The organism is Kluyvera intermedia (genome assembly GCF_034424175.1).
GTDB classification, from domain to species: Bacteria; Pseudomonadota; Gammaproteobacteria; order Enterobacterales; family Enterobacteriaceae; genus Kluyvera; species Kluyvera intermedia.
Map to the genome: position 1 here is coordinate 330,096 of NZ_CP139986.1, position 19,814 is coordinate 349,909.

The window sequence follows — 19,814 nt, forward strand, 5'->3', positions numbered from 1 at the left end:
AGCGATTACATCCTGTGCGCCTGTACATTCACATAGGTATATGTGTGAGTTAACCGTCAGGCGCATATGCCAGGTGTTTTGATTTTTTAGCGGAAAATTGTATGGCTTCTTTAAAGATAAAATATGCTGCAATAATTATCAGCAGCCTCATAGCAGGGGGGCTGATATCGGTTACTGCCTGGCAGTATGTAAACTCAGCACAAAAGACAGAAAAAACAGAACAAAAGGCACCGGAACGAAAGGTGCTTTTCTGGTATGACCCAATGAAACCGGATACCAAATTTGATAAACCCGGAAAATCGCCCTTTATGGATATGGACCTGGTGCCAAAATATGCTGATGACAGTGGCGATAAAAGCAGTGGCGGGATCCGTATCGACCCAACCCAGGTTCAGAATCTGGGATTAAAAACGCAAAAAGTCACGCGAGGAATGCTGAATTATTCTCAGACAATCCCGGCTAATGTCAGCTATAACGAGTATCAGTTTGTTATTGTGCAGGCGCGTTCTGACGGGTTTGTCGAAAAAGTCTACCCCATGACGATTGGCGATCATGTGAAGAAGGGGACGCCACTTATCGATATTACCATTCCGGACTGGGTGGAAGCACAGAGTGAATTCCTTCTGTTATCCAGCACCGGTGGTACTTCCACGCAAATTAAAGGCGTTCTGGAACGGCTTCGCCTGGCAGGTATGCCGGAAGAGGATATTCAGAGACTGCGTTCTACCCGGAGCATTCAGACCCGTTTTACCATTAAAGCACCTATTGATGGTGTCATTACTGCATTTGACCTGCGCACCGGCATGAATATTTCGAAAGATAAGGTGGTGGCTCAGATTCAGGGAATGGACCCGGTCTGGATCAGCGCTGCAGTGCCAGAATCTATCGCCTATCTGCTGAAAGATACGTCGCAGTTTGAAATTTCGGTACCGGCTTATCCGGATAAAACATTCCATGTCGAAAAATGGAATATTCTTCCCAGCGTGGATCAGACAACCCGTACGCTTCAGGTCCGTCTCCAGGTTTCTAATAAGGATGAGTTTCTCAAGCCGGGCATGAATGCCTATCTGAAACTGAATACCAGAAGCCAGGAGATGCTGCTGATACCAAGCCAGGCCGTTATCGATACCGGCAAAGAACAGCGCGTGATTACTGTTGATGATGAAGGCAAGTTTGTGCCGAAACAGATCCACGTTCTGCATGAGTCACAGCAACAGTCCGGCATCGGCTCCGGCCTGAATGAAGGCGATACCGTGGTGGTCAGTGGCCTGTTCCTCATTGACTCTGAAGCCAATATTACGGGCGCACTGGAACGTATGCGCCACCCTGAAAAAACAGAAAGCAGTATGCCAGCAATGTCTGACCAGCCTGTAAATATGCATTCAGGGCACTGAGGAGACGACGATGATTGAATGGATTATCCGGCGCTCTGTCGCCAACCGTTTCCTGGTCATGATGGGGGCCCTGTTTCTCAGCATCTGGGGCACATGGACGATTATTAACACGCCTGTCGATGCCTTGCCTGACCTGTCAGATGTGCAGGTCATTATCAAAACCAGCTATCCCGGCCAGGCCCCGCAGATTGTAGAAAACCAGGTCACCTATCCACTTACCACCACCATGCTGTCCGTGCCTGGCGCAAAAACCGTGCGTGGTTTTTCACAGTTCGGTGATTCGTATGTGTATGTCATTTTTGAAGACGGCACCGATCTGTACTGGGCCCGTTCCCGCGTGCTGGAGTACCTGAACCAGGTACAGGGAAAACTGCCCGCCGGTGTGAGTTCTGAAATCGGTCCGGACGCCACGGGGGTGGGCTGGATATTTGAATATGCCCTTGTCGATCGCAGCGGAAAACACGACCTTTCAGAACTGCGTTCTCTGCAGGACTGGTTCCTGAAATTTGAGCTGAAAACCATCCCGAACGTGGCTGAGGTCGCTTCGGTTGGCGGCGTGGTGAAACAGTACCAGATTCAGGTCAATCCGGTAAAATTGTCTCAGTATGGTATCAGCCTGCCCGAAGTGAAACAGGCCCTTGAATCGTCTAACCAGGAGGCCGGTGGCTCATCCGTTGAAATGGCCGAAGCTGAGTATATGGTCCGTGCCAGCGGTTATCTTCAGAGCATTGATGATTTTAATAACATCGTCCTGAAAACAGGCGAGAACGGCGTGCCGGTTTATCTGCGGGATGTTGCCCGCGTGCAGACCGGGCCTGAAATGCGGCGTGGTATTGCCGAGCTGAACGGCCAGGGCGAAGTCGCTGGCGGCGTGGTGATCCTGCGGTCGGGTAAAAATGCACGCGACGTTATCACGGCAGTGAGGGATAAACTTGAGACGCTGAAGGCCAGCCTGCCGGAAGGCGTTGAAATCGTGACCACCTACGATCGCAGCCAGCTCATCGACCGGGCGATTGATAACCTCAGTTCCAAACTTCTGGAAGAGTTTATCGTGGTGGCCATCGTCTGTGCCCTGTTCCTGTGGCACGTACGTTCTGCCCTGGTGGCGATTATCTCTCTGCCGCTTGGTCTGTGTATCGCCTTTATCGTCATGCACTTCCAGGGACTGAACGCCAATATCATGTCGCTGGGAGGGATAGCGATTGCCGTCGGTGCGATGGTGGATGCCGCCATTGTGATGATTGAGAATGCGCATAAGCGGCTTGAGGAGTGGGATCATCAGCATCCGGGTGAGCAGATTGACAACGCCACCCGCTGGAAGGTGATTACCGATGCCTCCGTTGAAGTGGGACCCGCACTGTTTATCAGCCTGCTGATCATCACCCTGTCCTTTATTCCTATCTTTACCCTGGAAGGTCAGGAAGGACGTCTGTTTGGCCCGCTGGCATTCACGAAAACGTACTCCATGGCGGGCGCGGCCGCGCTGGCCATCATCGTCATTCCGATTCTGATGGGATTCTGGATCCGGGGGAAAATTCCTGCAGAGACCAGTAACCCCCTGAACCGGGTACTGATCAAAGCGTATCATCCATTGCTGTTGCGGGTTCTCCACTGGCCAAAAACAACCCTGCTGGTTGCGGCCTTGTCCATTTTCACCGTTATCTGGCCGCTGAGCCAGGTGGGCGGTGAGTTTCTGCCGAAGATTAACGAGGGCGACCTGTTGTATATGCCGTCGACCCTGCCGGGTGTCTCTCCGGCTGAAGCTGCAGCGCTCCTGCAGACGACGGACAAGTTAATCAAAAGCGTTCCTGAAGTGGCCTCTGTATTTGGCAAGACCGGTAAAGCAGAGACCGCCACGGATTCCGCACCGCTCGAAATGGTTGAAACCACGATCCAGCTCAAACCTGAGGATCAGTGGCGTCCAGGCATGACGATTGACAAGATTATTGAAGAACTCGACAGGACCGTCCGTTTACCGGGGCTGGCAAACCTCTGGGTGCCGCCAATCCGTAACCGTATTGATATGCTCTCAACCGGGATCAAAAGCCCGATAGGTATCAAGGTGTCCGGAACGGTTCTGTCCGATATCGATGCAACGGCGCAGAGTATCGAAGCGGTCGCCAAAACCGTACCCGGCGTAGTGTCTGCTCTCGCAGAGCGACTGGAAGGCGGGCGCTACATTGATGTGGATATCAACCGGGAAAAAGCCTCCCGCTACGGAATGACGGTGGGCGATGTGCAGCTGTTCATCTCATCAGCCATCGGCGGCGCGACGGTAGGGGAAACGGTTGAAGGCGTGGCCCGGTACCCGATTAATATCCGCTATCCGCAGGATTACCGGAACAGCCCGCAGGCCCTGAAACAGATGCCGATCCTGACCCCGATGAAGCAGCAGATCACGCTGGGCGATGTTGCGGATATTAAGGTCGTTTCCGGGCCGACTATGCTGAAAACGGAAAATGCCCGTCCAGCCAGCTGGATTTACATTGACGCGCGCGGCAGGGATATGGTGTCGGTGGTTAATGACATTAAAACGGCGATCAGTCAGAAAGTGAAACTGAGACCGGGTACCAGCGTGTCATTCTCCGGACAGTTTGAACTGCTTGAGCATGCCAACAAGAAACTGAAGCTGATGGTGCCGATGACGGTGATGATCATCTTCATCCTGTTGTATCTGGCATTCCGCCGGGTTGATGAAGCCCTGCTGATCCTGATGAGCCTGCCGTTCGCCCTGGTTGGCGGGATATGGTTCCTGTACTGGCAGGGCTTCCATATGTCTGTCGCAACCGGAACGGGGTTTATCGCTCTGGCCGGGGTGGCAGCAGAGTTTGGCGTGGTCATGCTGATGTATCTGCGTCATGCCATTGAAGCGCACCCGGAATTGTCCCGTAAAGAGACGTTCACACCGGAAGGCCTTGATGAAGCCCTCTATCATGGTGCCGTACTGCGTGTCCGGCCGAAAGCCATGACCGTGGCGGTGATCATTGCGGGTCTGCTGCCAATACTCTGGGGAACCGGTGCAGGTTCAGAAGTCATGAGCCGTATCGCGGCACCCATGATTGGTGGGATGATCACGGCTCCGCTGCTGTCCCTGTTCATTATTCCTGCCGCCTACAAATTAATCTGGCTGCGCAGACATAAAAAAAGCGTGTCCTGAACCTGAAAGGGCACCCCCTGTGGGTGTCCTTCTTTACTGATTCACCCTGACGTCAGGGTTTAAATCGATAATATACAGAGGTGAGTATGAAAAAAGTGGTTCTGATGGCGCTGGCTCTCGGCCTTTCACTGCCCGCGATGGCGAGTGAAAAAGTGATTGATATGTACAAATCTGAAAACTGTGGCTGTTGTTCCCTGTGGGGCAAGGCGATGGAAAAAGACGGGTTTGAAGTACGAACTCACGTCATGAATGATCAGGCGCTGTCAGCCCTGAAAGAAAAGCATGCTATTCCTGCAGGACTGCGAAGTTGTCATACCGCGGTTGCCGGTAATTTGATCATTGAAGGCCATGTGCCTGCGACAACGATACATAAGGCAATGCAGTCTGGTTCAGGTATATACGGTCTCGCCACCCCCGGTATGCCAGCAGGAAGTCCTGGAATGGAGATGGGAGCCCGAAAAGAGGCTTACGATGTTATCGCATTCTCACCGGATGGAAGTAAAAAAGTCTTCCAGCGAATCGAATAGTCAGCGGAACGGCTGATAACGGGACGCCGGCAGCAGGCACTCTTATGCCGGCGGCATTCGTGGTAATCGCATCCATGACATACCCTGAAGACAGAAGATGCTTCGGTATGCATAAGGAGAGTTACTGTGAAAAATGACAATGCAGTGCAACACAACAACCAGACTGCTTCTGAGCAGACATTATCCCCGGACGAGGGCCACGTATTGCATAAGGTGAGAGATCCCGTGTGCGGGATGGACATCCTGCCCGACAGGGCGCACAGCAGCATTCGATACCAGGACCATCAACTTTATTTCTGCTCCGCCAGCTGTGAGAGTAAATTTAAAGCCCATCCCGATCGTTATCTTACCGAAGATGCCAGTGAACATTCCCATCACCATCACCACGATCATCACGAAGTCAGCCCTGATCAGATAAAACAGCCTCACCACCAGGCGGAGAAAGAGAATTCTGAAGGTGTGTGGACATGTCCGATGCACCCGGAGATACGCCGCAGTGGTCCCGGAAGCTGTCCTGTCTGTGGAATGGCACTGGAGCCGCTCGTAGCTACGGCATCCACGGGGGCAAGTGATGAACTTCGCGACATGACAAGACGCTTCTGGCTGGGGTTGTTGCTGGCGTTTCCGGTTCTGGTACTCGAAATGGGATCTCATCTGTTTCCCGCCTTGAGGAATACAGTACCGCCACAGTACAACACATGGCTGCAGCTGCTTCTGGCCTCTCCTGTCGTGTTGTGGTGTGGCTGGCCATTCTTCGCCCGGGCCGGAATGTCGTTACGTAACCGCTCCCTGAATATGTTTACCCTTGTTGCAATGGGCACCGGCGTAGCCTGGGTGTACAGCGTCATTGCAACCGTCTTCCCCTCCTGGTTTCCTGCATCGTTCAGAAACATGGATGGCCTGGTGGCCGTTTATTTTGAAGCCGCAGCAGTTATTACGGTGCTTGTTCTGCTGGGACAGGTTCTTGAGCTGCGGGCACGGGAACAAACCTCAGGCGCCATTACTGCGCTTCTGAACCTTGCCCCCAAAACCGCCAGACGGCTGGATCATGACGGTCATGAAACGGATATTAATGCGGAAGATGTCCTGCCTGGCGATAAGCTCCGCATCAGACCAGGAGAGAGTATTCCGGTCGACGGTATCGTGATCGAAGGCAAAACAACCGTTGATGAATCGATGGTGACCGGGGAATCTATGCCGGTTACCAAAACGGAGGGTGACCCTGTCATCGGGGGGACCATTAATCAGACAGGGAGTCTCATCATCCGTGCAGAGAAAGTCGGTGATGAAACAATGCTCTCACGAATTGTTCAGATGGTCGCTGATGCACAGCGTTCGCGTGCCCCCATCCAGAGAATGGCTGACAGCGTTTCAGGCTGGTTTGTTCCTCTGGTGATACTTATCGCGGTTGTTGCTTTCGTGATCTGGTCTGTCTGGGGGCCCGAGCCCAGGATGGCGCACGGTCTCATTGCGGCTGTGTCGGTCCTGATTATTGCCTGTCCCTGCGCGCTGGGGCTGGCCACGCCGATGTCGATAATGGTGGGGGTGGGCAAAGGAGCCCAGGCCGGGGTGTTAATCAGGAATGCCGAAGCCCTTGAGCGTCTTGAAAAAGTGGACACGCTGGTTGTCGACAAAACAGGCACGCTCACGGAAGGTTCGCCTACGGTGACAGGGATTATCAGTCTCAATCCGGGTGGGGAAACATCTCTTTTGCGTGTAACAGCCGCAGTGGAAAAAGGCTCGCAGCATCCGCTGGGTATGGCAGTAGTTAAAGCAGCACAGGAAAAGGGGATCGCAATACCCGCAGTCACTCATTTCGATGCACCGTCGGGTAAAGGTGTCTCAGGCGATGTCGAAGGTCAACGGGTTGTTATTGGTAATGAACTGGCTATGCAGGAAAACAGTATCGTTATTGATAATCAAAAGGCCGTTGCGGATACGTTGCGGATGGAAGGCGCTACCGTTATCTATGTGGCCACAGACGGGGACCTTGCAGGCCTGATAGCTATCTCGGATCCCGTGAAAACAACCACGCCGGATGCGCTTAAAGCTTTGCGTCAGGCGGGGATCCGCATCGTTATGCTCACCGGGGATAACCAGCTTACTGCTGAAGCAGTCGCACGGAAACTGGGAATAGATGAGGTTGAAGCCGGAATTCTGCCGGATGGCAAAAAAGCAGTGATAACCCGACTGAAAGAGTCTGGCCATGTGGTTGCGATGGCCGGAGACGGTGTGAATGATGCCCCGGCGCTGGCAGCGGCTGACGTGGGTATAGCCATGGGAACGGGTACAGATGTGGCAATTGAAAGTGCCGGAGTCACCCTTCTCAAAGGCGACTTGATGATACTGAACAGGGCCCGTCATCTGTCAGAGATCACCATGAAAAATATCCGTCAGAATCTGTTTTTTGCATTTATCTACAACGCACTTGGCGTGCCTGTGGCTGCAGGTCTGCTTTATCCTGTGTATGGAATACTGCTGTCGCCAGTTATTGCGGCGGCGGCCATGGCTCTTTCCTCCGTCAGCGTCATTGTGAATGCGTTGCGTCTGAAAAGTGTCAGGCTCGGGAAATAACACTGAGTGAAGGGTCAGTTACGAACAGAAGGAGTCCAGTATGAAAAGTACCACCTATGCGCTTATTGCTGTCGCCGCGATCGCGGCATTTGCCCTCCTGCGCGAACACTGGTCACATGTGGCAGGTTACTGGCCATATCTGTTATTGCTGGTCTGCCCGCTAATGCATCTTTTCCACGGCCACGGAGGGCATGGAGATCATCAACATCACGGAAGTGAAAACGATAAAAAAAATTAATCCGGCAGACGGGGCCGCGTCGCGGTCCCGTTATCAGTCCAGGTATCGTTCGTAGTCTCTGGCATGCGCAAAGGCATGCTGTTCGAGTTTGTTATCAGCGGGTGCCGCTGCCCGGAACGCCAGAGAGTTAACAGGGTTGTTATTGATGACCAGCTCGTAATGCAGATGAGGACCGGATGAACGTCCGCTGTTACCGGATAACGCAATAGCACCTCCCCGTGTAACCCTGGCCCCTTTAGTAACGAGTATTTTATTGAGGTGGAGATAGCGAGTTTTAACACCGGCTTTTCCCGTTACTTCAACAAAATATCCCATGGTACTGTTGTATTCGGCCCGGGTGATTTTTCCGTCGATGACGCTGACTATTTTCGTGTTCATGGGCATGGAATAATCAATGCCATTATGGGGACTCACTTTTCCCGATACCGGGTTAAGTCTTGCAGGATTGAAAGGCGAACTGAGTCTTGCTGTGGCCGGTAACGGATAATCGAGACTGCCTTTCCCGGAAGTATCGGAAAGGTTATAGAACTTTTTATCTGATATACGATACGCCGTGTAATTAAATGAACCGGACGTAAATTTATAGGCCACGACACGTGATTTTCCCGCTTTCTTTTGCAGTACGAGTTTTAATGATTCATTTTTTTTCAAATGCCGCAGATTAAACCGGGAAGGCAAGGAGCGCTGAAGAGTAGCGATCTCGTTCGATTCCAGCCCCGAGCGGGTGGCTGAAAGGTAGGCATTTTCTTTTACGACATCGGTAGAATACATTTACTGGAATTCGCCGTTAGCATGAACACTGCGGCGTATGCTAGGGGTTTTCAGGAGGCGTGTCATCTGTCAGTTAATCGGGAGCACCGTTGATGGTCGTCATTTTTGTAACATATCTTGTTTCCCGTTTGCTCCTGAAGCTCTGGGAACTGTATGACCAGCCCGACGGTGATGATTAACGGGACTGAAACAGGTTACGGCAGAGCAATATGGGGCTCATGTCCTGCTACGTAACCCGTCAGTAAAGCCCTGCTGCGCACCTGACGCTAAGCACTAACCCGCCTGCAGTTACCTGGTCGAATACAGCCCGCGAAGCTTTCTTGCCTGCGTCTGATGTGCTTCCGCACCGGCATTATTGACCTGCTCATGCACGAGAGCGGCTTTTTCTCCGGCATTCAGTTCGTTAAAAGAAGAAGACGAGGTCTTTGAATTTGCATCACTGCCGGACAGCATTTTTTTATGTTCCTCAATCATTTTCTGATGCGCATAGGACGCGCTGTTGTTCATAAATGAATGAGCAACAATGGCCCTTTCATGTTCATTCATTTCAGAGAATGAGGGCGTGTTGTTTTTATTAACCCTGTCCGGTAAGTTTTCATGCGTCGAGGAATTCACATGACTGACGGCTGAGGCATTATTAACAAATCGATGTGCTTCATGGGCAATATCACTGGACTGAGCAAAAGCTGCCCCACAAAATAAAGCTGTAAACGCAGTGGTCGTGATTAATATATTCATGTGTAATTACCTTCTGAGGTACATAAAAGATGTCCTTATGATCATATATAAAAATAATCAACCTGTGGGGAAGATGACGTAAATGTAATACAGCTATGTACATTACACGATTGTAATGAATTTGTTTCTTAAGGTGTGCTAGATTCATTTCATTGTAAGTGGATGAACCAGTAATTTAATTTAAATCGGTTCTCGAATTCTGTCAGTAACCATACTTTAAATAAGGGAATGCGCATGCTGTTGAAAACGTCTCGACGAACTTTCCTGAAGGGGTTAACCCTCTCTGGCGTAGCCGGAAGTCTTGGCGTATGGAGTTTCAATGCGCGTTCCAGTCTGAGCCTGCCAGTTGCCGCATCCCTGCAGGGTACTCAGTTTGACCTGACCATTGGTGAAACGGCCGTCAATATCACGGGCAGTGAGCGTCAGGCCAAAACAATCAATGGAGGCCTGCCGGGGCCCGTTCTTCGCTGGAAAGAAGGTGACACCATTACCCTGAAGGTCAAAAACCGTCTTAATGAACAGACGTCCATTCACTGGCACGGCATTATTCTTCCGGCCAATATGGATGGTGTTCCGGGGCTGAGTTTTATGGGCATAGAGCCTGATGATACCTACGTTTACACCTTTAAGGTTAAGCAGAACGGGACTTACTGGTACCACAGCCATTCCGGTCTGCAGGAACAGGAGGGGGTATACGGTGCCATTATCATCGATGCCGGGGAGCCAGAACCGTTTACTTACGATCGTGAGCATGTGGTCATGTTGTCTGACTGGACCGATGAAAATCCTCACAGCCTGCTGAAAAAATTAAAAAAACAGTCGGATTACTACAATTTCAATAAACCAACCGTTGGCTCTTTTTTCCGCGACGTGAATACCAGGGGGCTGTCAGCCACCATTGCCGATCGGAAAATGTGGGCTGAAATGAAAATGAATCCGACTGACCTCGCGGATGTCAGTGGCTACACCTACACCTATCTCATGAACGGGCAGGCCCCGCTGAAAAACTGGACCGGACTGTTCCGTCCCGGTGAAAAGATACGCTTACGGTTTATCAACGGCTCGGCAATGACCTATTTCGATATCCGTATCCCCGGGCTGAAAATGACGGTCGTGGCTGCAGATGGCCAGTATGTAAACCCGGTTACCGTTGACGAATTCAGGATTGCCGTTGCCGAAACCTATGATGTCATTGTGGAGCCTCAGGGTGAGGCCTATACCATCTTCGCACAATCCATGGACAGGACCGGTTACGCTCGAGGGACACTGGCCACGAGAGAGGGGTTAAGTGCTGCCGTTCCCCCCCTCGATCCCCGTCCTCTGTTGACCATGGAAGATATGGGTATGGGGGGAATGGGACATGATATGGCAGGAATGGACCACAGCCAGATGGGAGGCATGGATAACAGCGGAGAGATGATGTCTATGGACGGTGCTGACCTTCCGGATAGCGGGACATCCTCCGCGCCCATGGATCACAGCAGCATGGCCGGTATGGATCATTCCCGGATGGCCGGAATGCCGGGTATGCAAAGTCATCCTGCGTCAGAAACGGATAACCCACTGGTTGATATGCAGGCGATGAGCGTCTCTCCGAAATTAAATGATCCGGGTATTGGTCTTCGAAATAACGGAAGAAAGGTTCTCACGTACGCGGATTTGAAAAGCCGCTTTGAGGATCCTGACGGACGTGAACCTGGCCGTACCATAGAACTGCATTTAACCGGCCACATGGAAAAGTTTGCCTGGTCATTTAACGGAATCAAGTTTTCAGATGCCGCACCGGTGCTGCTGAAATACGGTGAGCGGCTCAGGATCACGCTGATCAACGATACCATGATGACTCACCCCATTCACCTGCATGGTATGTGGAGCGATCTGGAAGATGAAAACGGTAATTTCATGGTTCGTAAACACACAATAGATGTTCCCCCTGGTACAAAACGCAGTTACAGAGTGACAGCAGATGCGCTTGGCCGCTGGGCGTATCACTGCCATTTGCTCTATCACATGGAAATGGGAATGTTTCGTGAAGTCCGGGTGGAGGAATGATGCGAATGAAGAGAAATTTGAAGGCCATACCTGTTCTGGTCGCCGGTTTGTTTACCTCACAGCTTTCTATTGCGGCGGGCTCCGTCTCTGCAGATCCCCACGCCGGGCACGACATGTCTGCCATGCAGATGCCAGCAGATGAGAATTTCACTGAGATGACGTCAATGGAGCCCATTGTAACTGAGAGCAGAACGCCAATTCCGCCTGTTACCGATGCCGACCGGAAGGCTGCATTCGGCAATTTACAGGGGCATGCGATTCACGACAGTGCGATTAATTATCTGGTTCTGCTGGATCAACTGGAATGGCAACGGTCGGATAACACCAACAATTTCAGCTGGAGTGTTAACAGCTGGATTGGAGGCGACACAGATCGGATTTGGCTAAAGAGTGAAGGTGAACGAAGCAATGGGGAAACGGAGGCGGCTGAAGCGCAGTTACTCTGGGGACATGCGGTTGGCCCATGGTGGGATTTGGTTGCGGGTGTCAGGCAGGATTTCAGACCTGCTTCTGCCCGGACCTGGGCTGCTGTCGGTTTTCAGGGGCTGGCACTCTATAATTTTGAGTCTGAAATTACGGGTTTTGTCAGTAATGGCGGAAAAGCAGCCCTTCGTCTGGGAGGAGAATACGACGTTTTACTGACTAACCGGCTCATACTCCAGCCATCCTATGAGGTGAATTTCTACAGTCAGGATGATGAATCGCGGGGTCGCGGCAGGGGACTGACTGACACAGAGCTGGGGCTCCGGCTGCGCTATGAAATACGCCGTGAGTTTGCACCCTATATAGGCGTTTCCTGGAATCAACTTTACGGGAAAACATCCGATATGGCGAAAAGAGAAGGTGAGAAAGACCATCAGGTAGTATTCCTGGCGGGAGCCAGAATCTGGTTTTAACGCACTGATATAAAACACTCAACTAAACAGGTAAATAAAATGTCGATTTTAAATAAAGCCATTCTTACAGGTGGCCTCGTTATGGGCGTTGCTTTCTCTGCTATGGCCCATCCGGAATTAAAAAGCTCTGTGCCACAGGCTGATTCAGCCGTAGCGGCCCCGGAAAAGATTCAGCTTAATTTCTCGGAAAATCTGACCGTGAAATTCTCAGGTGCAAAATTAACGATGACGGGTATGAAAGGCATGTCATCACATTCTCCGATGCCGGTCGCGGCAAAAGTGGCGCCAGGCGCTGACCCTAAATCGATGGTCATTATTCCGCGAGAGCCTTTACCCGCTGGCACTTATCGTGTTGACTGGCGCGCGGTTTCTTCAGATACGCACCCTATTACCGGTAATTACACCTTTACAGTGAAGTAATATTATGAACGACCTGATTATGATTGTTATTCGTTTTCTTCTTTATCTGGATTTGATGGTAATATTTGGATTGCCATTTTTTCAGATATATGGAATAAGCGGTGTCAGACATGAAACCTATAACCTGACTAATTTCAGGTCGTTTATAACTTTTGCTGTTGTTACAGGCATCATTCTTACTGGCATTAATATGCTCCTGGTATCTAATGCCATGAGTGGAGTAACTGACCTCAGAGAATTATCCATCCATGTTATCGAGATGGTGATAGAAGAAACTGATGTGGGTATTAGCTGGATTGTCAGGCTCTGTGCCCTGTTTACCACACTCGGTGCTTTGTTCCTTTACACTAATAAGAGAGTATTGTCCTGCCTGCTGATGACGATGAGTGGGGGCGTGGCGCTGGCTACACTTGCCTGGGGAGGACACGCCGTTATGCATGACGGTCTGCATTACTATCTCCATTTACTGAGCGATCTGACCCATCTCGGCGCTGCAGGTGCCTGGACAGGTGCTCTGGTTGCATTTGCTATCCTGCTGATGCGCAGAAACGAGCATAATGCACAGAGCGTCATTGTGATATCTGACTCCCTGGCAAAATTTGCCACGGCAGGAACGGTGATTGTTGTAGCCCTGATCCTGAGTGCGCTGGTCAACTATCTGTATATTGCTGAGGGTAACTTAACTCCCTTATTCAACAGTTCCTGGGGGAGGATATTGCTTGCCAAGACGGCTCTGTTTGTTCTGATGCTTCTTCTGGCTGCAGCAAACCGGTTTCACCTGGGTCCCCGGCTTGAAGTTATGGTCAGGGAAGGGAATTATGATCGCAGCGTTGCCCTGATGCGAAACAGCATCCTGACAGAATTCGTTGTTGCGATTATCATTCTGGGCGCCGTAGCGTGGCTCGGAATGCTTGCTCCGTCTCAGGTCAGCTAGGGGACAGCCAAAGCTCATGCGTGAGATTTTTACTTTCATATCAGCGAGTTGACCATGCAGCGTATTTTAATCGTTGAAGACGAACAAAAAACAGGTCGTTACCTGCAGCAGGGACTGGTTGAGGAAGGCTATCAGGCCGATCTCTTTAATAATGGCCGCGATGGTCTCGGGGCCGCGTCGAAGGGACAGTATGATTTGATAATACTGGACGTGATGCTGCCTTTCCTCGACGGGTGGCAAATCATCAGCGCACTGAGGGAGTCCGGGCACGAAGAACCGGTCCTGTTTTTAACCGCAAAGGACAACGTGCGGGACAAAGTGAAAGGACTGGAGCTTGGCGCAGATGACTACCTGATTAAGCCCTTTGATTTTACGGAGCTGGTTGCACGTGTAAGAACCCTACTGCGCCGGGCACGCTCGCAGGCCGCAACAGTCTGCACCATCGCCGATATGACCGTTGATATGGTGCGCCGGACCGTGATCCGTTCGGGGAAGAAGATCCATCTCACCGGTAAAGAATACGTTCTGCTTGAGTTGCTGCTGCAACGCACCGGAGAAGTGTTACCCAGGAGTCTTATCTCGTCCCTGGTCTGGAACATGAATTTTGACAGTGATACGAATGTGATTGATGTCGCCGTGAGACGTCTGAGAAGTAAAATTGATGATGACTTTGAGCCAAAACTGATCCATACCGTTCGCGGTGCCGGATATGTCCTGGAGATCAGAGAAGAGTGAGGTTCAAAATTTCCCTGACCACACGCCTGAGCCTGATTTTTTCTGCGGTGATGCTTACGGTATGGTGGTTATCAAGTTTTATCCTGATTAGCACCCTTAATGGCTATTTCGATAATCAGGACCGCGATTTTCTGACAGGTAAACTTCAGCTCACCGAAGAGTTTCTTAAAACAGAGACGTTCAGGAACAAAACGGATATTAAGTCATTATCAGAAAAAATAAACGATGCGATGGTGGGGCACAATGGCTTATTCATTTCTATAAAAAACATGGAAAATGAAAAAATTGTTGAACTCTATGCCAAAAATTCTGTTGTTCCAGCGGTCCTGCTTAATAAGTCGGGTGATATTCTCGACTATATGATCCAGACGGAAGAAAATAACACCGTGTACCGCAGTATCTCGCGGCGGGTTGCCGTGACGCCGGAACAGGGTAAAAGCAAACATGTCATCATTACGGTTGCCACGGATACTGGGTATCACACCCTGTTTATGGACAAACTCAGTACCTGGCTGTTCTGGTTCAATATCGGTCTGGTCTTTATTTCTGTTTTTCTGGGCTGGCTGACCACACGTATTGGTCTGAAACCGCTACGGGAAATGACCAGTCTGGCTTCCTCCATGACCGTACACAGCCTGGATCAGCGTCTAAATCCCGATCTGGCTCCGCCGGAAATCTCTGAGACCATGCAGGAGTTCAATAATATGTTTGATCGCCTGGAGGGGGCATTCCGGAAACTGTCAGATTTCTCGTCTGACATCGCGCATGAGCTGCGCACACCAGTCAGTAATCTGATGATGCAGACGCAGTTTGCACTGGCTAAGGAAAGGGATGTTTCGCATTACCGCGAAATTTTATTCGCTAACCTGGAAGAACTGAAAAGGTTGTCACGAATGACCAGTGACATGCTTTTTCTGGCACGTTCAGAGCATGGTCTGCTGCGGCTGGATAAACATGATGTGGATCTGGCAGCCGAACTGAATGAATTACGTGAGTTGTTCGAGCCCCTGGCAGACGAAACAGGAAAGACAATCACGGTTGAAGGAGAGGGCGTTGTTGCCGGAGACAGCGATATGCTCCGACGTGCTTTCAGTAACCTGCTTTCCAATGCAATCAAGTATTCTCCCGATAACACCTGTACAGCGATACACCTTGAGCGTGACAGTGACTGTGTGAACGTGATGATTACGAATACGATGTCCGGCCAGGTTCCCGCTAATCTGGAACGTTTGTTTGACCGGTTCTATCGCGCAGACTCATCAAGGTTCTACAACACGGAAGGCGCGGGGCTGGGATTATCAATTACAAGGTCGATCATTCATGCTCACGGCGGCGAGCTGTCAGCAGAACAGCAGGGGCGTGAAATTGTGTTCAAAGTGCGCCTGTTAATGGATTAATCCCGTTGTTCAGGAGAAACCTGGAAGGTGACAAAATTGTCATCATTCAGTCACGCGATAAACAGAGGCGGTTTTTTATAATTATTCATAAATCAGGAGCAGCGTGATAACACAATCACCTGGTTCCTGGAGTGATGATTAACCCGCCCTGAGATCAACTGCTTTCTCTGTTATAAGCCATTGATTGTTTGGGTATGTAAACACCGGAGACCCAACCATGAAAAAGATTCTCGTATCATTTGTTGCCATTATGGCTGCCGCTTCATCTGCCATGGCTGCAGAGACAATGAACATGCATGACCAGGTAAATAATGCACAGGCACCTGCCCACCAGATGCAGTCATCTGCTGAAAAAAGTGCAATTCAGGGAGACAGCATGACAATGATGGATATGAGCAGTCACGATCAGGCCGCAATGTCCCATGACATGATGCAAAACAGCAATTCTGCTGCCCACCAGGACATGGCTGAAATGCATAAAAAAATGATGAAAGCTAAACCCGGAGCTACCAACGAAACAGCAAAGTCATTTTCTGAAATGAGCGAGCATGAGAAGGCCGCAGCTGTACATGAGAAGGCGAATAATGGTCAGTCTTCCGTTGTTCACCAGCAGCAGGCTGATAAGCATCGCAGTCAGATCACCCAGAATTAACCCGCAGCTCCACTTGTTAGACCCTCATTTGACGCCGAAGTCACTGGCTTACGCTCCCGTCCGGGAGCGTTTTTTTTCCCATATATCAAACTTTAACTCTGAAGAGGTGGAAGTATCTGACCAACACTGTCACGTAACGCCAGATAACTACAAAAACACCTTTTTCCTCCTGTAAATTGCAGTTCCTGCAAGAACATCAAGGCATAATGTTGGAACAGCGTGTGATACACACTTAGCATCATGTTTTGTATGTGTTTTTTTAAAACTTTACAACTTTAAAGTCTTTTTCAGGTTAAAGGATACAACTTTAATGTCTCTACACAGCTGAGTAAGCTATTTTTCCTGCTGGCTAAACAACGCCAGCAGCATCTCCACCTGTTCATCAAGCGGGGCCAAATCCTGTTTGACGATCAGATGCAGCGGCGTGGCGCGTCGGACGCCATGACGCAACGGTAGCGGTTTTAAAATACCCTGCGCCAGTTCCGCCTGAATCCTCTCCTCCGGCAGCCAGCCATAACCTACCTGATACATCACCGCATCAATAGCCGCATCAATCGTCGAGAACGTCCACGCGTCGCGCCCGGCCTGGCGGTCGTTATCGCTATCGGCAATACGGATAAGCGGCCAGGGGCGGAGCTGCTCATCATTAAACGGCGTTTCGTTCTCAAATAGAGGGTGATCGCGGTGGGCGACGGCGACGAAATCAATATTCATCAGCCACTCTCCGCGCCCGGTAATATCCTGGCGGCGGGTCAGCACCATCACGTCAGCTTCGGCCTGAATGACGTCGTTGCCGTGGGCGTTCTCAAGCACCTCCGTCAGTCGTACCTGAGTCTGCGGATACCGCTGTTGAAACTGACGCAGAATGGCGAACAGCCGCTCGCGCGGGAAGATGCTATCGACCACTAAATCCAGCCGGGTACGCATCCCCTCACGCAGCGTGGCAGCGCGAGTCTCGACCCAGGCAAAGGCTTTGAGCAGTGGCTTGACCTGGTTTAGCAGTAGCTCACCCGCCGGGGTTAACACCGCGCGACGACCTTCCGGTACCAGTAGCGCCACGCCTAAGCGTTCTTGTAATAGCGCCAGGTTATAGCTGACGGATGACTGGCTGCGGTTTGTCTCATCGGCGGCTCTGGCAAAGCTGCCCAGCTCCACCACTTTTTCCAACAGCGCCCATTGTTCCAGGGTGGTTTTGTGCATAATTGATTTAAAATTTAGATGGGTTTCATTAAAACATAGCGTTATTCATTCGATTTTTAAAGTAATAAGATCTCTGCATCGACACAAGGAGATTTCATTATGAGCAACTTTGATAAACATGATTTGAGCGGTTTCGTTGGCAAACATCTGGTCTATACCTACGATAACGGCTGGAACTACGAAATTTATGTGAAAAACGACAGCACTCTGGATTACCGCATTCACAGCGGCCTGGTTGCTAATCGTTGGGTGAAAGATCAGCAGGCGTACATTGTTCGCGTAGGTGAAAGCATCTATAAAATTTCCTGGACTGAACCGACCGGCACCGATGTCAGCCTGATTGTGAACCTTGGCGACAAACTGTTCCACGGCACCATCTTCTTCCCTCGTTGGGTGATGAACAACCCGGAAAAAACGGTCTGTTTCCAGAACGATCATATTCCGCTGATGAATGCCTATCGTGATGCTGGCCCGGCGTATCCGACCGAAGTGATTGATGAATTTGCGACAATTACCTTCGTCCGTGACTGCGGTGCCAATAATGATAGCGTGATTGACTGTGCCGCCAGTGAATTACCAAAAGATTTTCCGGCTAATTTGCGTTAATAGTTAAGCAAAGCTACATGCATTATTTATTACACTAATATGCAACGAAAGTTAATTTACTCACTAAATAAAATTCTCGTTTAGACAGCGTTGAATAATGTTACGTTGCGCCCAGCTATTATGTAGGCTGGGCGCTTTATTTTTAAATTTCATTCTATTTAACAAATTGATAAGTAATCAGTTTTGTTTATTAATCATTTATTGCGTCCACCCTCTCTCCTTTCTTAATCTTATCCTAAGATAACACTGTTACTTTTACCGCAATCGAATGTTGCTGGTTTAAATATCATGTCTATCCATTCCTGATTTTAACAAATAACTATCGTTACGTTTTATTCACCAGTCAGGCGTACTCATTTGAGTAATAGGATAAGGACCCTTCATGAGTGATTTTCTACCGTTTTCACGCCCCTCAATGGGTGATGCGGAATTTGCTGCGATAAAGGACGTGCTGCAATCCGGTTGGATAACCACTGGGCCAAAAAATCAGGCGCTGGAAGAGGCGTTTTGCACCTTAACGGGTAACCGTTTTGCGATTGCTGTTAGCTCCGCGACCGGTGGGATGCACGTGACGCTCATGGCGCTTGGTATTGGCCCCGGTGATGAAGTTATCACACCGTCTCAGACCTGGGTTTCTACGCTCAATATGATCGTCTTGCTCGGTGCGACGCCGGTAATGATCGATGTCGATCCCGACACGCTAATGGTGACGCCGCAGGCCGTCGAAGCTGCCATTACCCCGCGCACCAAAGCAATTATCCCCGTGCATTATGCAGGTGCACCGGCTGATATCGATGCTATTCGCGCCGTTGCACAGCGTAAGGGCATTCCGGTGATTGAAGATGCCGCGCACGCGGCGGGTACTCACTATAAAAACCGCCACGTCGGCTGGCAGGGAACGGCAATTTTCTCCTTCCATGCCATCAAGAACATGACCTGTGCCGAAGGCGGCCTGATTGTTACCGACGATGAAGATCTGGCGAATCGCATTCGCAGCCTGAAATTCCACGGTCTGGGCGTCGACGCCTACGACCGACAAACTCTGGGGCGCGCGCCGCAGGCCGAGGTGATAAGTCCGGGTTTTAAATACAACCTGGCCGATATCAACGCTGCGCTGGCGCTGGTACAGCTGGGGAAACTGGGTCAGGCCAATCAACGCCGCAGTGAAATTGCCGCACGCTATACCGCTGAGCTTGCCGATACACCATTTCAGCCGCTCGCTGTTCCTGAATGGTCGCATCTGCACGCCTGGCATCTGTTTATTATCCGTGTTGATGAGCAGCGCTGTGGCATCAGCCGCGATGCGTTAATGGAACAGTTGAAAGCCAAAGGTATTGATACCGGCCTGCATTTCCGCGCGGCCCACACCCAGAAATATTACCGTGAGCGCTTCCCGCAAGTGTCGTTGCCGAATACCGAATGGAACAGCGCGCGCATCTGTTCGATCCCACTGTTCCCGGATATGACCGATGACGACACCACTCGCGTGATTACCGCGCTCCATCAGTTAGCAGGACGTTGAT

Annotated in this window: 17 protein-coding genes; 14 read left to right on the forward strand and 3 right to left on the reverse strand. The window is 50.6% G+C overall.

From position 1 onward, the window contains the following. The first annotated feature begins 101 nt into the window (after positions 1 to 101). The 5 genes from silB to U0026_RS01535 all read left to right on the forward strand — a co-directional run bounded on the left by silB (position 102) and on the right by U0026_RS01535 (position 7,890). Entirely contained in the window at positions 102 to 1,394 is a 1,293-nt protein-coding gene (gene silB, locus U0026_RS01515; protein WP_000157620.1) for a Cu(+)/Ag(+) efflux RND transporter periplasmic adaptor subunit SilB, read from the forward strand. A gap of 10 nt (positions 1,395 to 1,404) precedes the next feature. After that, positions 1,405 to 4,551 carry a Cu(+)/Ag(+) efflux RND transporter permease subunit SilA gene (gene silA / locus U0026_RS01520; RefSeq protein ID WP_000574029.1) on the forward strand — a complete coding sequence of 1,049 codons (3,147 nt, stop codon included), beginning with the start codon at positions 1,405 to 1,407 and terminating at the stop codon, positions 4,549 to 4,551. 86 nt (positions 4,552 to 4,637) lie between these two features. Next, entirely contained in the window at positions 4,638 to 5,078 is a 441-nt protein-coding gene (locus tag U0026_RS01525; protein WP_000758228.1) for a DUF411 domain-containing protein, read from the forward strand. Between the two features lie 126 nt (positions 5,079 to 5,204). Then, positions 5,205 to 7,652, forward strand: a complete 2,448-nt coding sequence (gene silP / locus U0026_RS01530; protein WP_062779793.1) for an Ag(+)-translocating P-type ATPase SilP — start codon at positions 5,205 to 5,207, stop codon at positions 7,650 to 7,652. A gap of 40 nt (positions 7,653 to 7,692) precedes the next feature. After that, complete coding sequence (locus U0026_RS01535) at positions 7,693 to 7,890, forward strand: DUF2933 domain-containing protein (protein ID WP_000843494.1); 198 nt, start codon at positions 7,693 to 7,695, stop codon at positions 7,888 to 7,890. A gap of 33 nt (positions 7,891 to 7,923) precedes the next feature. Here U0026_RS01535 and U0026_RS01540 read toward each other — a convergent pair whose 3' ends face one another. Together U0026_RS01540 and U0026_RS01545 are read right to left on the reverse strand one after the other, a co-directional pair. Beyond that, positions 7,924 to 8,661 carry a peptidoglycan DD-metalloendopeptidase family protein gene (locus U0026_RS01540; protein WP_000287501.1) on the reverse strand — a complete coding sequence of 246 codons (738 nt, stop codon included), beginning with the start codon at positions 8,659 to 8,661 and terminating at the stop codon, positions 7,924 to 7,926. Positions 8,662 to 8,949: 288 nt separating this feature from the next. Next, positions 8,950 to 9,399: a copper resistance protein gene (locus tag U0026_RS01545; RefSeq protein WP_001023257.1), complete on the reverse strand. Its 450-nt coding sequence runs from the start codon at positions 9,397 to 9,399 to the stop codon at positions 8,950 to 8,952. Positions 9,400 to 9,633: 234 nt separating this feature from the next. Between U0026_RS01545 and pcoA the strand changes: the two genes are divergently transcribed. The 7 genes from pcoA to pcoE all read left to right on the forward strand — a co-directional run bounded on the left by pcoA (position 9,634) and on the right by pcoE (position 16,485). Then, positions 9,634 to 11,451 (forward strand): multicopper oxidase PcoA, encoded by a 1,818-nt coding sequence (gene pcoA, locus U0026_RS01550; protein WP_000925240.1) that lies wholly within the window; start codon positions 9,634 to 9,636, stop codon positions 11,449 to 11,451. 5 nt (positions 11,452 to 11,456) lie between these two features. Next, positions 11,457 to 12,347, forward strand: a complete 891-nt coding sequence (pcoB, locus tag U0026_RS01555; protein ID WP_001378118.1) for a copper resistance outer membrane transporter PcoB — start codon at positions 11,457 to 11,459, stop codon at positions 12,345 to 12,347. Positions 12,348 to 12,386: 39 nt separating this feature from the next. Then, the gene (gene pcoC / locus U0026_RS01560; RefSeq protein WP_000025662.1) at positions 12,387 to 12,767 is read left to right on the forward strand and encodes a copper resistance system metallochaperone PcoC; all 381 of its coding nucleotides are present in this window, start codon (positions 12,387 to 12,389) and stop codon (positions 12,765 to 12,767) included. A gap of 55 nt (positions 12,768 to 12,822) precedes the next feature. Beyond that, the gene (gene pcoD / locus U0026_RS01565; RefSeq protein ID WP_229692861.1) at positions 12,823 to 13,701 is read left to right on the forward strand and encodes a copper resistance inner membrane protein PcoD; all 879 of its coding nucleotides are present in this window, start codon (positions 12,823 to 12,825) and stop codon (positions 13,699 to 13,701) included. A 54-nt stretch (positions 13,702 to 13,755) separates the two neighbouring features. After that, on the forward strand, positions 13,756 to 14,436 hold the full coding sequence (gene pcoR, locus U0026_RS01570; RefSeq protein ID WP_001188930.1) for a copper response regulator transcription factor PcoR: 681 nt from the start codon (positions 13,756 to 13,758) through the stop codon (positions 14,434 to 14,436). Beyond that, complete coding sequence (gene pcoS, locus U0026_RS01575; RefSeq protein ID WP_001211180.1) at positions 14,433 to 15,833, forward strand: copper resistance membrane spanning protein PcoS; 1,401 nt, start codon at positions 14,433 to 14,435, stop codon at positions 15,831 to 15,833. Before pcoR ends, pcoS begins: the two co-directional genes overlap by 4 nt. 217 nt (positions 15,834 to 16,050) lie before the next feature. Next, complete coding sequence (gene pcoE / locus U0026_RS01580; protein WP_000723069.1) at positions 16,051 to 16,485, forward strand: copper resistance system metallochaperone PcoE; 435 nt, start codon at positions 16,051 to 16,053, stop codon at positions 16,483 to 16,485. Positions 16,486 to 16,818: 333 nt separating this feature from the next. Here the strand turns inward: pcoE and U0026_RS01585 are convergent, their stop codons facing one another. Continuing rightward, complete coding sequence (locus U0026_RS01585; RefSeq protein ID WP_062779631.1) at positions 16,819 to 17,685, reverse strand: LysR family transcriptional regulator; 867 nt, start codon at positions 17,683 to 17,685, stop codon at positions 16,819 to 16,821. A 99-nt stretch (positions 17,686 to 17,784) separates the two neighbouring features. On the opposite strand from U0026_RS01585, the gene U0026_RS01590 reads away from it, so the two are divergent. Together U0026_RS01590 and arnB are read left to right on the forward strand one after the other, a co-directional pair. After that, positions 17,785 to 18,291: a phenolic acid decarboxylase gene (locus tag U0026_RS01590; protein WP_062779633.1), complete on the forward strand. Its 507-nt coding sequence runs from the start codon at positions 17,785 to 17,787 to the stop codon at positions 18,289 to 18,291. A 382-nt stretch (positions 18,292 to 18,673) separates the two neighbouring features. Then, on the forward strand, positions 18,674 to 19,813 hold the full coding sequence (arnB, locus tag U0026_RS01595; RefSeq protein WP_062779634.1) for a UDP-4-amino-4-deoxy-L-arabinose aminotransferase: 1,140 nt from the start codon (positions 18,674 to 18,676) through the stop codon (positions 19,811 to 19,813). Position 19,814 lies beyond the last annotated feature (1 nt).